9 protein-coding genes and 1 pseudogene are annotated in these 14,780 nt (G+C 64.9%); 7 read left to right on the top strand and 3 right to left on the bottom strand.

Features of this window, described 5'->3' with window-relative positions:
* Position 1 precedes the first annotated feature (1 nt).
* From QRX50_RS19920 to QRX50_RS19945, 6 genes are all read left to right on the top strand, one after another.
* Complete coding sequence (locus tag QRX50_RS19920) at positions 2-1,318, top strand: tyrosine-type recombinase/integrase (protein WP_285973439.1); 1,317 nt, start codon at positions 2-4, stop codon at positions 1,316-1,318.
* A 380-nt stretch (positions 1,319-1,698) separates the two neighbouring features.
* Positions 1,699-2,430, top strand: coding sequence for a DUF2637 domain-containing protein (locus tag QRX50_RS19925; protein ID WP_285974508.1), 732 nt, complete (start codon positions 1,699-1,701; stop codon positions 2,428-2,430).
* A gap of 830 nt (positions 2,431-3,260) precedes the next feature.
* Complete coding sequence (locus tag QRX50_RS19930) at positions 3,261-3,629, top strand: hypothetical protein (RefSeq protein WP_285973440.1); 369 nt, start codon at positions 3,261-3,263, stop codon at positions 3,627-3,629.
* Between the two features lie 592 nt (positions 3,630-4,221).
* Positions 4,222-5,607, top strand: coding sequence for an nSTAND1 domain-containing NTPase (locus QRX50_RS19935; RefSeq protein ID WP_285973441.1), 1,386 nt, complete (start codon positions 4,222-4,224; stop codon positions 5,605-5,607).
* 25 nt (positions 5,608-5,632) lie between these two features.
* Positions 5,633-6,847: a KTI12 family protein gene (locus QRX50_RS19940; protein ID WP_285973442.1), complete on the top strand. Its 1,215-nt coding sequence runs from the start codon at positions 5,633-5,635 to the stop codon at positions 6,845-6,847.
* 308 nt (positions 6,848-7,155) lie between these two features.
* Positions 7,156-8,208 carry an EcsC family protein gene (locus QRX50_RS19945; protein ID WP_285973443.1) on the top strand — a complete coding sequence of 351 codons (1,053 nt, stop codon included), beginning with the start codon at positions 7,156-7,158 and terminating at the stop codon, positions 8,206-8,208.
* A gap of 254 nt (positions 8,209-8,462) precedes the next feature.
* Here QRX50_RS19945 and QRX50_RS19950 read toward each other — a convergent pair.
* The 3 genes and pseudogenes from QRX50_RS19950 to QRX50_RS19960 form a co-directional block, all read right to left on the bottom strand.
* Positions 8,463-9,259: pseudogene (locus QRX50_RS19950) on the bottom strand (IS5 family transposase); the annotation flags it as partial.
* A 183-nt stretch (positions 9,260-9,442) separates the two neighbouring features.
* Complete coding sequence (locus QRX50_RS19955; protein WP_285973444.1) at positions 9,443-11,251, bottom strand: UvrD-helicase domain-containing protein; 1,809 nt, start codon at positions 11,249-11,251, stop codon at positions 9,443-9,445.
* Between the two features lie 2 nt (positions 11,252-11,253).
* Positions 11,254-13,194, bottom strand: coding sequence for an ATP-dependent nuclease (locus QRX50_RS19960; RefSeq protein WP_285973445.1), 1,941 nt, complete (start codon positions 13,192-13,194; stop codon positions 11,254-11,256).
* Positions 13,195-13,251: 57 nt separating this feature from the next.
* On the opposite strand from QRX50_RS19960, the gene QRX50_RS19965 reads away from it, so the two are divergent.
* Entirely contained in the window at positions 13,252-14,340 is a 1,089-nt protein-coding gene (locus QRX50_RS19965; protein ID WP_285973446.1) for an IS630 family transposase, read from the top strand.
* The last annotated feature ends 440 nt before the right edge of the window (positions 14,341-14,780 follow it).

Genomic DNA, 14,780 nt, shown 5'->3' on the forward strand with positions numbered 1-14,780 from the left:
CATGGCGAAGCGATCCAGTGGGCGGGTCTTCAAGCGGTGCGGATGCGTCAACCCGGCCGATGGCCGCCGGTGGGGGCTGCGTTGTCCGCGGCTGAGCGAGCGCGGGCACGGGCGTTGGTACTTTACGGTCGAACTGGCGGCGGGTCGTGATGGCGGTCGGCGTCGTTTGCAGCGTGGCGGGTTTGTGTCGCGTGTCGCGGCTGAGCGTGCGCGGGGGTTCTGGCTCGGCGACGACGTGGATCCCGGGCGGGCGTTGGTGACGGTGGGCCAGTGGCTGGACGTGTGGCTGGCGACGAGGACAGCGCTGCGGCCGTCGACACGAGGGCTGTATGGGCAGCTGATCCGGGACTATTTGCAGCCGCGGGTGGGCGGGCTTGCGCTGTCGGAACTGAGCGTCGGGAAAGTGCAGGCGGCGTTCACGGCGTTGATGCGGGCGAACGCGACGCGGTCCCGGCCGTTGTCGCCGACCACGCTGCAGCGGATCCGCGAAGTTCTGCGGGCTGCGCTCAACGGCGCGATCCGGCGCGGATTGATCGTGCACAACCCGGCTCGCTGGGTGGAGTTGCCGTCGGCGCGTCGGCCCCGTGCAATGGTGTGGACCGAGGCCCGGGTCGAGCAGTGGCGCCGGACCGGCGAGCGTCCGCCCGTCGCGGTGTGGACGGCGGAGCAGACCGCGATGTTCCTCGAGCACGTCTGTGACCACCAGTTGTATGCACTCTTTCACGTGGCGGCGCTGCTAGGGTTGCGGCGCGGGGAAGCGTTGGGCCTGCGGTGGTGCGACGTCGACCTGGCGAGTCGGACGCTGTCGGTGGTGCGGCAGCTCATCGAGCGTGATGGCCGTGGTGTCTGCCTGCCGAAGACGGATGCCAGCTGCCGCCTGGTCGCGTTGGACAGGGGAACCGTCTCGCTGCTGCGTCGGCTTGCCCGGCGGGATCCGGCCGGCGATTGGGTGTTCTCCCACGACCACGGCCGTCCGTGGAGCCCGAGTTACGTGTCGCGCAGTTTCCGGGCGTTGGTTGACGAGGCAGGTCTGCCGCCGATCAGGTTCCACGACCTTCGGCACGGCGCGGCGACGCTTTCGCTCGCGGCGGGGAACGAGCTGCGGGTGGTGCAGGCTTTGCTCGGGCATTCCAGCATCGTGCTTACTGCAGACACGTACACGAGTGTGCTGCCGTGCCTGGCGCAGCAGGCTGCTGATGCGACAGCGGCGCTCGTCCGGAGAGCGGGCTATCACCGTGGGGCCCGGATCCACGAGGTAGTGGTGCCCCGGCAACGCAGTGGGTCGCCGCGGGCGCGGCTCGTCGCGGTCGGTAACTGACCAGGCGACACGTCGGCTGCACGCGGGCTGCACACAAGATCAAAGCCCACCGGCGGTTACCCCGAAAAATTGGGAAAACCGTTGGTGGGCTTTGGTTTCTGGAAGTGCGCCATCAGGGACTCGAACCCCGAACCCGCTGGTTAAGAGGTCGGATGGTGTCGAGTGATGCCGGAGAAGGTCGTCTTCCTGGGGTCTGGGGGCACTGGGGTGTCGGGATGTGCCGCGGTTTGCCGGGCTGTGTCTGCACGCTCGGGCTCGCCTCGGGCTCGCATGTGCCGGGTGGTGTTGCCTGGTCTGGATCATCTTCGGTGGTCGGTGTGGCGTTGCTCGTGCACCTGGACGAAGCCGGTGGGTGTGCCGCGGCTGGGGATGGTGGGGTTGTGAGGCGCGTGGTCGGGTGGGTTGTCCGTGACCTTGCTCTGTCGGTTCAGTGCGTCTGCACCGGCGTGGTTGCTCTCGGTGCGGCGTATGCGTCGTATCGGCACGGACGTGGGTTCGCGCTTCGGTTCGGTGCGGATGGGGTGACGGCGTCGATCTGGCCGCTGCTTGTTGACGGGTTGTTGACGATCGCAACGGTTGAGTTGTGGAAGAGCCACCATGGTGCTCGGCCGGAAGGTCGTTGGGTGGCGTGGCTGGCGTTCGTGTTCGGGATTTGTTTGTCGCTGGTGGCTAACATCGGCTCGGCGCCGATGCCCAGCGTGCTTCAGGTGACGGTGGCTGCTTGTCCTCCGTTGGTGTTGCTGTTGGCGGTCGAGCTGCTCAACGGCGCACTGAAGCGCCGGACAGCGGTCGAGACTGGCTCCGAGACGGCTGCCGCACGCCGAGAGCGGAGCGAACGCGGTCTCGACGACGAGTCGGTTCACGAGACCGCCGAGATCGTCGGCTTGCACTCGGTGTCGCATTCGTCCGCACCGGGCGGGATGACGGCCGAGCAGAGGATGTGGGAGCACTACCTGCGTGAAGCCGCCGGCGGTCGGACTCCGAATGGCGCCGAGTTGGATCGGGTGGCCGGTACGCACAACTACGGTCGGCGGGTCTTGCGCCAGTGGCGAGCTGCCAACAAGATTCCGAAAGGTCGACTGGGCCGGGTGGACGTCGCTCAAGCGGACTGACTTGGGGGTCCGCTGCGGCGCCTGTGCATGTGATCAGCGCATAGGCGCCGCAGCGCCAAACCGACCACGATATGCCGGAGGCGAGCGGGGTTGCACGGCTTCGTCATGCTGTGGTTGGGCGAGCATGTTGTGAGGGTGGGCAGATGGTCGCCGCGACCGAGCTCGGACGACGAGCGAAGTCCGTGACCCTCTTACTGCCAGTGAGGTTCGATCAAGTCGCTGACCTGCGGTTATGGAGAACCTGCTGGTCGGGCGATGCAGTTGGTGGCAGCTCAGCGCATTTTGACGCCGTTGATCACTGTTGATCACGTGCCGCTGCTCCAGATTTGCTCCAGGGTTGGTGATGCCGCACAGGCCAGCCAGCAGTTATGGCGGGCTGGGCTGTCACCCTGATTGGGCGGCGTCTCAGCCGCGGGGACGGTGTGGATCCGTTGGTGTGTGATTTCGCGGCGGGGTCTTCGTTTGGCCGAATCGGGCAGTGTGGACTCGCTCTATGGTGTGTCCTCGCGGCTACGCGCCTGCCTGCGGCGGGGTGATCGTCTGGCGATGTGGTGGATGTCGGAGAGTTGACTCATGTCGCGATGAGATCGCACAGTGCTGGTCCGGTTTGCTGTATTTGCCGCTTAATTCCCCTAGGTGTGGTTTGGCCAGTGCGGCCGCTCTCCGTTAAATACGCCGCTTGGTCTATTTTTTGACTAATCGCATTTGGCAGGGTGATCTTGGGTTCGTGGGGGGCCCAGCGGGTTGGCTGGTTGCTCGTGGCGAGGGGATATCCGTGCGTTCTGTTGGTGCGCGCTGTCGTTGTCACGGCTGCGGTTGTTGTCAGCTCGGTGGCTCTGGTTCAGCCGGTGTTCGCGGCTCCGGCTGCGAATGTTCCGGATTCCGCGCCGGACGAGGCGACGGCGACGGCCTGCGCCCGTGCGGGTGGCAAGCAGGTCGAAGTGTCGTCCGAGACCACGGAGACGTCGAAGACGGTCGCGAATCCGGATGGTTCGTGGACGTTGACCGAGTACGTGCACCCAGTGCGGGTCAAGCAGGGCTCCGGCTGGGCGCCGATCGACCCGACGCTGGTGCGAAGACCCGACGGCTCGATCGGCCCCAAAGCCGTCACCGTGGACGTCAGCCTCAATCCCGGGGGCACAGGCTCGGCCGCGAAGCCCATTGTCCAGGCGGGAGAAGACGGCACGGCGGCAGTATGAAGTGGACCAGTGACCTTCCGGCTCCGACTCTTTCCGGAGAAACCGCTACATACCCGGAGGTTCTTCCGGGGGTCGACCTGACTGTAAAGGCGGCGACCGAGGGCTACACCGAGAATCTCGTCATCAAGACCCCCGAAGCGGCGAAAAACCCCCAGTTGCGGGACGTGCCGTTCGGTCTGTACAAACGCCGCTGTCCAGGGCCGGACTGTGGCACTCAGGGCGGAGGGCGACATTTCACCGGATATGCCCGTGGCATGTGAGGTATTTCTGGCCGATGTCCGGCGCAGGATGGTAGTCGGTAACGCGTGTCAGCACAGGTGTCGCCGCGGTTCGGCGATATACTAGGTCTCGAAGGCCATTGCTCGGAAACTCTGGAGGACCGTTGTCCGCGTCGCGTGGGAACTATGTTTCTACCGAGAACCAGCTGGTCCTTGATCAGTTTCGTCGCAGGTTTGCCGCGGAGACGAGGTACGGAGAAGCGCTTCTCAAATATTTGTCTCGTTCCGAATGCGGAATATGGCGGTTCGAGCCGGAAAAGGACGACGCTCACCGCTGGTGGTTGAACATCACGCTACCTGCATACGTAGCCGAGATGTTCGACGCTCACGCGGAGATCCAATTGGTCTACGTGGAGTACAAGCAAGTCGAACCTCGCCTGCTCGAGCAGGTGCAACAGCGAATTCGGAGCAACGCCCGGCTCGACCCCGGCCTGATGGTGATCGCCGGCCTCGACCCTCTGGTCGACGCGCTCACTCGCCGGCGGCGAGGTGAGTTCGCCGCGATCAACCTTTTGCTGACCGATCTTGCGACGGACGCACCGGATATCCGAAACCGGATGTCTTCGGTGCTCACCTCCGTCGACCACTACGACATCACGGCGCCGGTTCGGGCCGCCAGTGGCTTCTTCGGCCGCCGCGCGGAGCGTGACCAGATCATCGCCGCGATCGAGCGTCGCCAGTCGGTCGGGATCTTCGGCCTGCGAAAGGCTGGGAAGACCTCGCTGATGAATCTGGTCAGCGACCTTCGGCGCGAGGCCGGGAAGCCGGTCGTCTGGCTGGACATCAGCGGCGTGACGGGGGCGGACGACTTCCGGGGCCGCGTCCTGGAAGGCATGTTCACCGCGGCGAAGGCGTCCGCGGGTGAAGGTTCGATGCCGAGACTGCGAACCATCTCCCGGCGCGGAGAGGTGACGACAGACAGTGCTCTGGTGCGACAGAGCTGGCTCCGCGACGTGGAAGTGCTTGCCGAGTTCATCGGCGTCACCGTCGAGCTCTTCATCGATGAGGTGGACCAGCTGTTTCCCGTCCGGTCCTACCTCGGCGAACAGGAAGCGGCGCAACTGTTCGTTGCGCTGACCCAATTGCGGGGAATGATCCAGGGCGCGCGTCCCGGTGCGGAAATCGTGCTTGTCTGCGCGGGAGTAGATCCGGCGATCTTCGAAACGCCGTTGCTGCCCAACGGCACGGACAACCTGTTGTACAAGCTCGTTCGCCTGCACTATCTGGCTCCGCTGTCCCGGGACGAAATGGCCGAGATGGTGCGTGATCTCGGTCGTCGAATGGGTGTGCGCGTGCGGGACTACCGGGTGATCGACTTCCTCTACGCGGAGTACGGGGGGCATCCGCTGTTGACCCGGAAGGCATGTTCGCTCGCCGCGATGGATCGTCCACGGGGTGAAGTCCCGTGGAACATGACGGTGGAGGCGGTCGAGGTGGCGACGAACACGACGGGTTCAGGTACGCCACTTCAGCAGGCAGCCGAGATCTTGGAATCCTTCGGCGGATGGTTCCCGGGCGAGGCCGCTTTGCTTCAACAGCTTTGGTCTTCCGATACCGAGGAAGCGGAATTCGCACGCGAGCTGATCCAAGAGGACGTGAGCCAGATTGCGCACGCTGCGCCCTACGGTTTACTTTGGCAGGACACGCTTCAGCCTAGGATTCGCGCCGTGAAGAGGGCGGTCGGTAGTGTCTCGCGCTGAACTGCTGCCCAGTGAACAGGCTTGGGTGCACCACATCGCCGGTCGACTCATCGACGGGAGTCTGCTGGTGGTCCGAGGATTGCCCCGTTCGGGCAAGACGATCTTATCGAAGGCGATCGCTGATGAGCTGGGCAACTCCGCCTTCTATTTCGACGGCGCAGCAGTCAATGACGCAAACCAAAAACAGGAACACGCACTGTTGCGGTCGGAAGTTGAGCGTCGGCTGGCCGAGCACAGGTGCGCCCAGCTCGTCTTTGACAGCTATGGCAACGCGGTCCGGCAGTCGCGGGGTGGTGTACTGCACTCGCAGCTCTATGGTCAGCTGGTCGACGGACCGGGGGGCCGAGATATCGGAGCGTTGTTCACCAGCCGCTACGCGGACGCTCTCGACTTGAGAGTCAGCGGCAGCCCACTTCTCGGGCGCGCGGACTTCATCGAACTTCCAAGACTCTCGGAGGAGGATGCGGCGGTCCTCGGATTGACTGTCGATCAAGCGCGCTCGTACTACGGAGACGCGACATCGCTGGCGCACGCTGCCTTCCGCTCCGGTGCGCTTTCTGGTCCGGACGCGGTCTCGGATTTCGTTTCGGCGAACGCCCCGTCGTATATACGTGACCTGCCTTCGGACGCGGCGCGCGTACTGCTAGGAGGCCGCAGCTTCTCCGACGCCGATGGCGCAGGCCGTCAAGCACTTCGCGGACTCGGCGCCGAGGCCGACGGGACATACGAAGTCGCGAGGGCGGTCACGCAGTCGACGTTGCTGACCGAACTGCGGCGCAGAAACCCGGGCTGGCCCAAGGCCAGGGCCGACTCGGTCGCCCGGTTCGCCGAACTGCTCGACGACGTACCCAATGCCCTGTGGGTGGACCGCTATGTCTACGAGAAGCCCGACCAGTTGGCCCGCTTCCTGAAGGATGTGAGGAGCGCGACCGACGCCCCTGTCCGACTGCTCGGCAAGCCCGTCGATGACTATGCAAATGTGCGACGCGATATTGGCAGGTCACTCGAAGGTATCGCTGGTGTCGATGCGCGCGTGATGGCGTATTCGGACGTTCCACGTCTGCACGACAGGCACCTGGTCTCGCCAAGTTTCGACGCCGGATACATCTTGCCGACCGCAGGGGTGATTCTGTGCATGGACGATCCCGGATCAGCGGTCGTCGTCAGGATGTCGAGTATTACGTTCAACTACGAAGCGTGTTGGAAACGGGGTAACCCATTAATGCCTTCAGTGCAATGACGCATACATACTAAGTACAATCGCTGATGCGTCTACGTTATTCTCCGCCATTGCGCCGGGTTGGTCTCGTGCAGCTCGCAGCTCGACCTTTTTCTGACTCCAGAATGGGTGATGGTGATCGTAGGCGCGCTAGGCAAGTCGGGGTCGAGGCGGTGGCTGAGTAGCCGAAGACCCAGGCCGCCGCCCAGACGATCGAACTCCCGCCGTTCCTCGTCGTCGACTGCTCGGCGCTGTCGGCAATGTGAACGCCTACCATGCCCCATGAGTTCGCCGCAGAAGTCGGAGCGGTTCGTCATCGAGGGGTGGTCATGGGCATCGAGCAGATGAGCCCGTATGAGCTTGCGGCGTGGCAGGACATCGAGCGCTGGCGTAGCGAGCGGTTGGCGGTCAGCGAGCGCCGTCTGGTGCCGCAGCGCGTTCGTGATCGGATGGCCAGGGGTGGCCAGATCGCCAAGGGACGGCTGGAGCAAGTGCCGGGCGTGGATCAGCTGACTGCGATCGTCCACAACTCGATCGACGGACTGCTGACGTTGGTGAATAAGGCCAGCGAGGCGACGCTGCGGCGCAAGGCGGTCGTCGCGGCCTATGCCAAGCGCGGGCACGCTGTCAGCGAGCTGAGCGACATTCACCAGCTCGACCTCGTTGACATCGACAAGGCCAAACCTCGTCTCGGGCTGAGCTACACCACCTTCAGCGCGGTCGAGGGCGCGGGCGCCGGCCTGGCGGTCTCCGGCGGCGAATTGCTCACGACAGCCGGCGGCGTCTTCGGCGCGGGCGCCGGTGCGGCACCCGGTGCGGGCACGGTCGCCGCGACGATCGCGGCCGACGCCGTGTTCGTGCTGGGTGCGATGACAAGGGCGATCGCCCACACCGCCGCGTACTACGGCTACGACACCGAGTTGCCGCAGGAGCGGGTCTTTGCGCTCGGCGTCCTCAACTTCGGGATGGCTCAGCAGACCGGCAAGAGCTTCGCCTACGTCCAGTTGAACAAGGTCGTGAACGATCTTGCCCGCAGGGCGACGTGGGAACAGCTGAACAAGAACGGCGTCACGCGGATCGTCAAAGCGTTCTATGAGCGATCCGCAACGGAGCTGACGAAGAAGAAGCTCGGACAGGCCGTGCCGGTCCTCGGTATCGCGATCGGCGCCGGCCTCAACGCGCGGTTGCTGTCCAACCTGACCAGTGACGCCGAGCATCTTTACCGTGAGCGGTTCCTGCGCGAGAAACACAACTTGAAGACGGTCGATGTCGCCGTAAACACGGAGAGTGTTGACCCCGCCCTGGGCGACGACACGGTCCACATCGCGGAGATCGTCGAGGAGGCGACCGCAGACGAGCAGGACACCCAACGGGCCGGCTGATGGCTGACCTTGATGCGAAACCCTGAAGGAGGGCGTCCTGGTCCAGCTCGCGGCTCACGTTTCACGCATGTAGATGGTGTGGCAGCCAATGGCGAGGTCGAACCTACGCACACCGGCATGATCGCGCGTCTCCACGCAATGCCGACGACGTGCCTGATCTTCCTCGCGAGCACATGATTCGGCGTTGCTTGTAACGAGAAGTTCGAGGCCGCCATCCTGTAGCTTGCAGCGGCTGGCCCGGGTAAGAGCTTGTCTCATTTGGTGAGTTTCTTGTAGCAGGTGATGCTGGCGACGAGGGTGAGGAAGGCGAGGTAGTGGCCGGCTTTGCGTTCGTAGCGGATGGTGAGTCGGCGGTAGCCGAACAGCCAGGCGATGGCCCGTTCGATCACCCACCGATGTTTGCCGAGCTTGTCCCGGGATTCGATGCCTTTGCGGGCGATGCGCGGGAGGATCCGGCGCTGGCGCAGCCAGTCGCGCAGGGCAGGGATGTCGTAGGCCTTGTCGGCGTGGAGCTTGGCCGGTTTCCGGCGCCGGGGTCCCCGGCGGGAGCGGATGGCCGGCAGCGCGTTGATCAGGGGCCTGAGTGCGTGACTGTCGTGGGTGTTGGCCGCGGAGATTCCGACGGTCAGGGGCAGGCCGGCCCGGTCGGACAGCACGTGGATCTTCGAGCCGGGTTTGCCGCGGTCGACCGGACTGGGGCCGGTCAGTCCGCCCCCTTTTTGCCCTGACGGACGCCCCGTCCAGGACCGCGCGTGACCAGTCGATCAGTCCCCGGCCGCCCAGTTCGTCCAAAACCGCCCGGTGCAACTGCCGCCACAGTCCCGCGTCGGTCCACTCGGTGAACGTCCGGTGCGCCGTGGGCACCGACACACCGAACGACGGCGGCAGATGCCGCCACGCACAACCACTGGTCAACACGAACACGATCGCCGTGAACACCGCGCGCGGATCCGTCCGCGCACGCCCACCACCCTGCGGACGCTCCCTTGCCGGCGGGGATCAGCGGTTCCACCAGCGCCCACAACTCATCGGGCACCAGCCGTTGCGACAGCGAGTCGATCACAGCACAAGATCATCGCAGGCCAGTGGGAAAGATCCAAACGAGACACGCTCTAAGGGTCGGGGATGCCGACGATCCGATGGTCGTGCTGACCGCGGATCGCCCGTGATCGGGGAACTGTGCCGCGCGCCCGGCGCTGGCCTGGGGCGTTGCTGCCTTCCCGACCGGCGCCTGTCAGGTTAGCGGCGTGAGAACTTCGCAGGCGACGTCTTTGGTCTTGAGGTAGTCGGCAAGCTCGTGACAGTGCGCCGTCGGCAGTGCAAGAGCGAGAAGGCGACGTGCTCGGGTTGCTGCCACGTAGAGCACGCGGAGGCTTTCGGCGACGTCGGCCGAGTGGACTCCGGAAAACCAGGCGTCGACGAGAGCATCGGTGCGAGCGTCGTCTGGGACCACCACGAGGACGGCGTCTTCTTCCTCGCCCTTGACCTGGTGGATGACGCTGCCGCGGATGCGGGTTTCCGGGGTCGGTTCGGCGCCACGTCTGAGCGCTTGCACGACCGTTGCTGCTGAGGCGCTGTTGCGGAGACTTCCGCTGTTGTCGCGTCGGGTCATTGCGGGGTCAGGCGGGATCGTCCTGAGATAGCTGTTGCCAGCCGCGCACCAGTCAACGAACGGTGTCGAGTCGGGACTGGGCAGAGCAGAGGCCATCCGCGCGGCCAGGATCCGTAGCCGTGACCGCTCGACGCCAAGGCTTTCACAGGCTGTACCGACGGTGCGAAGTTCGGTGTCCGTGTCGGTGTACCAGTAGCGGAGGATGGTGCGCTCGAGGATTTCGGTTGCGGTCTCACGCAAGGTCGTGGGGGCGGTGTCGGAGGCCATGATGCGGACTGCCCAGGCCGCTCGGGCGGAATAGTTGTCCGGAGGTGTCAGCGTGGTGTTCTGCGCAGTGCTGGGCAGCTTAGCCGCAGCGTGCGACAGAACAAGCCGATGCTCGGCGGGAATGTCCCTGGTTTCGGCGTAGGCGTTGAACGCGGCGAGGGCGTGGACGTCCTGTGCCTTGTCCGCTGGGATGAGAAGGATTCCATCCTGTTCCGCGTGGTTCGGTCCTACTGGATCATCTTTGGGTCTGGTGACTGACGCCGGGCGCAGGGTGGCTGCGAGCGCGCAGATCGCGGCGCTGCTTCGCCAGTTGCCGACGAGGTCGATGCTGGACCCTAGAGACTCGCCAAAGGTGCGGACCCGGTCGGGCTGCGCCCCGCGGAACTCGTAGATCGCCTGGTCGGGGTCGCAAACGAACACCAGGGGGACATTTGCGTCCCTGAGTTCGGCGAGGATCGCCAGGTCGAGCCCCGAGCAGTCTTGGGCTTCGTCGATGACGATCTCGTCGAATCGGCCGGCGACGAGGGCTATTGCGTCGTTGCGCTGCTCGCGCAGCGCACGCAGTGCACGGATGCGAGCTTCGTGTCCGGTGACGTGGCCTTGCCGGGCGAGCTCGTTACGTCGGTGGATTGCCTGTTCGGCGGCCGCGTCGAGCAATCCCTTGCTCTCCAGGGTCTTGTACGACTTCGCGTTTCGCACCTTGAATAGCAGCTGCGCGCGGCAGTGTGCTGCGTCCGGTTCACGGCTCCATTGGAAGTCGCTCAACCGCAAGGTGTGCGGCATCTTGCCGTCCCAGACCTCGACCGTGGCGCTGATGCGGTCCCAGGAGTCGATGCGGTTCCAGGTTCTGTCCGAGCTGAGGAAGGGGCGGACGAGGTAGCGCCAGAGGAACGTGTCGATGGTGCCTACGAAGTTCGGAAAAGTAGCGAGGTGGGGTTGGCTTGCGTCGCGGCATCGTCGGACCACTTCATCGCACGCGACGTGGGTGAAGGACAGGACCGCGCGGCCGCGGTGACCGCTGCGTGTGGACGTCAGGTGCCTGTCGACGATCACTCGGGTTTTACCCGCGCCTGGGCACGCTTGCACGTACAGCGGAGCTGGCTGCGTGATCGCGCGCTGCTGTCGGTCACGGGCTGCGGCACGCCGCTGCTCCAGAGTTGCCACGGCTACGTCTCCGAGATCCAACGGATCGCGTCTGCGAGGTAGGCCGGCACGGTGAAACCCTCATGATCGACACTTAGCTGCGCGATGTCCTGGGCGAAGTCGCCCTTGCGGAGCCTCAGCTGCGTGAACTCGTCCAGGAAAGCGGCGTCGATCGCGGCGCGGTCGGTCAAGTCCTTCAATCTCGCCCATGCCTTGGGGCCGGCTTGCTTGCGGCGCAGCGTGAAAATCTTCTCAATCACCTCGCGGTTGACAGCACCAGCGGCAAGCAGCTCAGGCTCAAGCGTTGGCTGGGCAACGAAGACTTTTACCTTGTCGGTGGCGCCGAGGTCAGAGGCCAGGTTGACCAATGCGGCGCGTCGATCCCCGGGAGCGGTGGGGTCCTGGTCGGTGATCACGGCGACTCGCTCGGCGACGCGTCCGCCGTTGAACTCGGTGAGCAAGACACGTAAGTACGGGACGAAGTCGACCCCGTCGATGGCGACGATCGTGGTGCCGACAAACCGCGCCCAGCTGGCACGTTCACCCGCGGTCGCATCGATTTCGGCTGGCTTGCCATCGTGCACGGTTGGGAAGAGAGGGGTCGCGGGAGGTCGATGCAGTACCTGTCGAGCGAATACCGGAACCAGAAGCGACTCGGCGATGCCCTCGACAAGCACGACACGCGGGCCGAACAGCATCGCGCTGCGCGTCGCGTCAAGATACCGCTTCAGCTTCGCGTGGCCACCGTCCAAGTCAAGCTCGCTCAGCGGGATCGCCTTCGTCTCGAACAGACTGAGCTGGCCGTGCTGCGGCAGGCCAGTGGCCGGGGACGGCGGCTCAGCATCGTCGAGCGCTTCCTGCTGCCCCGCGTTGGTCACGGGCTTGCGCTTGAGAACGACGAGGTCCTCGACAGCTGCGGAGGATGTGATCAACGGTGAGTGTGTGGTGACGATGACCTGGATGCGTCCGGCGTGCTCACGCATCTCCGATTCCGTTGCCGAGGCCACTGCCGCGTCGCGCAGGTATTCGACAAGCAAGGTCTGCAGCTGCGGGTGCAGGTGCGCTTCCGGCTCTTCGACCAGGAAGACCGTGAGGTCGTGATCGCGGGCGGCACGCAGTTCCGCGACGACAGTGGCGATGAACAGCAGGTTCGCATAGCCGAGTCCAGAACCGACAATGTCGCGTGGGGAGAGCCCGTGGTCGTTCATCCGGATGCGTAGAGAACGGGCGATCGAAAGCAGCGTCGGGTCGGCGAACGATACGTCCGCGTCTTGCGGACTGGCGCCGGCCGAGATGTCAGCGAGTGGTGTGCGCACCGCGGTCTCCGCAGCGCCGAGGATTTTGCCGGCCCGCGAGCTGGTCCTGACCGCGTCCAACGTGTCCCGCACTTCTCCGACAAAGTCGCCTTCGCCGATACCGAGCTCGGCGAGCAGGTAGTGCAAGATGACCCGCAGCCGACTCCCGGAGCCGGAGTTGAGCTCGCGCTGCGCGTCGCGCAGTGGTGGTAGGTAGACGTGCCGCAGCCGTCCCCGGGCTTCCGGCTCCGGATCGCGGTCGGTGGACCGGCCCTGCCCAGCGGTCCACTGCAGCTTGCCGCGTACTTCTGTCCCGATCGGCGGTAGGTAGGAGACCTGGTAGCGGACCGAGGTCATGTCCTCGAGCAGGCCTTGGCTGTAGATGCCCAGCTGCTCTCGTGCTGTCAACGCGTACGTGGCGGACAGGGTCACCGAAGACGCGCCGGGCAGCCGCGCGACGTCATCGACATCCCAGTACCGGTCTCGCCTCCCGTCGAGCGGGTCGGTCACCAGCCGGATGACGTTCAGTAGGTTGGACTTGCCGCCGTTGTTCTCTCCGATCACGACGGTCAAGAACTCCCGCACGGGTAAGCGCACGTCCCGTAGCGATCGGAAGTTCTGCGCCTCGACCTCGACTAGTGCCTCATCAAGAAACGTTGACGTTGTCATCGTGTCGTGTGGACATCCGGGCCGGTGATCGCGAGGCTGGCTGTGGAGGTGAGGCTGGTGGCGCGTCAGCCGGAGGTGTTCGCGCGGTCGCTGGAGCCGGAGGAGGCCCAGCGGCTGGTCAAGATCACGAGGTCGGCCCGGGATCGGGTGCGGCTGCGACGATCCGGGATTGTGCTGGCCTCGTCGCAAGGCCGGTCCGCGAAGGAGATCGCGGCGATGTTCGCCGCGACCGAAGGCTATGTGCGGGAGGTGATCCACGCGTTCAACGAGTCCGGGTTCGCGGCGTTGTCCCCAAAATGGAGGGGCGGTCGACCTCGTAAGTTCGGTCCGGCCGCCCGTGATCAAATCAGCCGCATCGCCGCCTGCAAGCCCGCCGAGCTGGGATTGCCGTTCACGACCTGGAGCCTGACCAAGCTGGTCGCCTACCTCGCCGAACACGCATGGATCAGGGCGAGCACCGAGACCGTCCGGCAGATCCTGCGCAAGGCAGGCGTGTCATGGCAGGCGACGAAGACGTGGAAAGCCAGCAAGGATCCCGATTTCGTGGCCAAGAAGAACCGCATCCTCGACCTCTACGATCACCCACCCGCCGACGGGCGAGTGATCTGTGTCGATGAGTTCGGGCCGCTGAACCTGCAACCCCGCCCCGGCCGCGGCTGGTTTCCCCGCAGCCGCCCGGCCCGGCAGCGCGCGACCTACACCCGCACCAAGGGTGTCCGGCAGATGTTCGCTGCGCTCGATCTGGCCTCCGGGCAGATGTTCTACCGGTTCCGCGACCGCAAACGCTGGCCGCAGTTCCTCGACTTCTGCAAGCAACTGCGCCGCCGCTTCCCGACCGGGAAGCTCTACCTGGTCAGCGACAACTACGGACCACACGGCAAGGCCGAGGTCCGGGACTGGTGCGCGGCCAACGACATCGAACTGATCTACACACCCACCAACGCGTCCTGGCTGAACTGGATCGAGTGCGAGTTCACCGCGGTCCGCTACTTCACCCTCGACGGCAGCGACTACCCCAGCCACGCCGCCCAGGAAGCCGCCATCACCGGCTACCTCCGCTGGCGCAACCGCCACAGCCACCCCAAACGCCACTTCGCCATCAACTCCAAAATCCGCCGCCCCGATTACCTACCCAACGTTGCTTGATACGGCACTAGCTTCACCCGTGCGCTCCTTAGGCCGAACCCGGTCCGAGGGCTCGACTTGATCAGTTGTTGCACTAAGTCGCAGGTTTCGACCTCGTGTTACACCGATCGGCGGTTCTGTACACGAAGGTGTGGTTGTGGCAATGGGTTGGAGCTGACCGTGTCTCGGTATAGCGACTAGGCCCAAGCGGTCGATGTCTTTCGCGCAAACGCCAAGGCGATCTCCGGGTGGTGGTGACCGAGCACGGACACGGCGACCCGGCCGACACCCCGGTGTCGTAGCGGTTCAGGAACGCCCTCATGCAAGCTCGTTGTTCGGCTGGAGCGTGGACCGAGAGCTGTTAGACCGACTCCTGATCGAGGCTCGTGAACTCAACGAGTCCGCTGCCCAGCTCGATCGCTATCCGCCGGACTGAATTCCTGGACGCGGCGATACGGCTT

Origin of the sequence: Amycolatopsis sp. 2-15 (assembly GCF_030285625.1) — a bacterium.
GTDB lineage: Bacteria > Actinomycetota > Actinomycetes > Mycobacteriales > Pseudonocardiaceae > Amycolatopsis > Amycolatopsis carbonis.

Coding starts and splice junctions, on each gene's coding strand:
- QRX50_RS19920 (WP_285973439.1), top strand. CDS start 2: ATGGCGAAGCGATCCAGTGGGCGGGTCTTCAAGCGGTGCGGATGCGTC.
- QRX50_RS19935 (WP_285973441.1), top strand. CDS start 4,222: ATGTTCGACGCTCACGCGGAGATCCAATTGGTCTACGTGGAGTACAAG.
- QRX50_RS19945 (WP_285973443.1), top strand. CDS start 7,156: ATGGGCATCGAGCAGATGAGCCCGTATGAGCTTGCGGCGTGGCAGGAC.
- QRX50_RS19960 (WP_285973445.1), bottom strand. CDS start 13,194: ATGACAACGTCAACGTTTCTTGATGAGGCACTAGTCGAGGTCGAGGCG.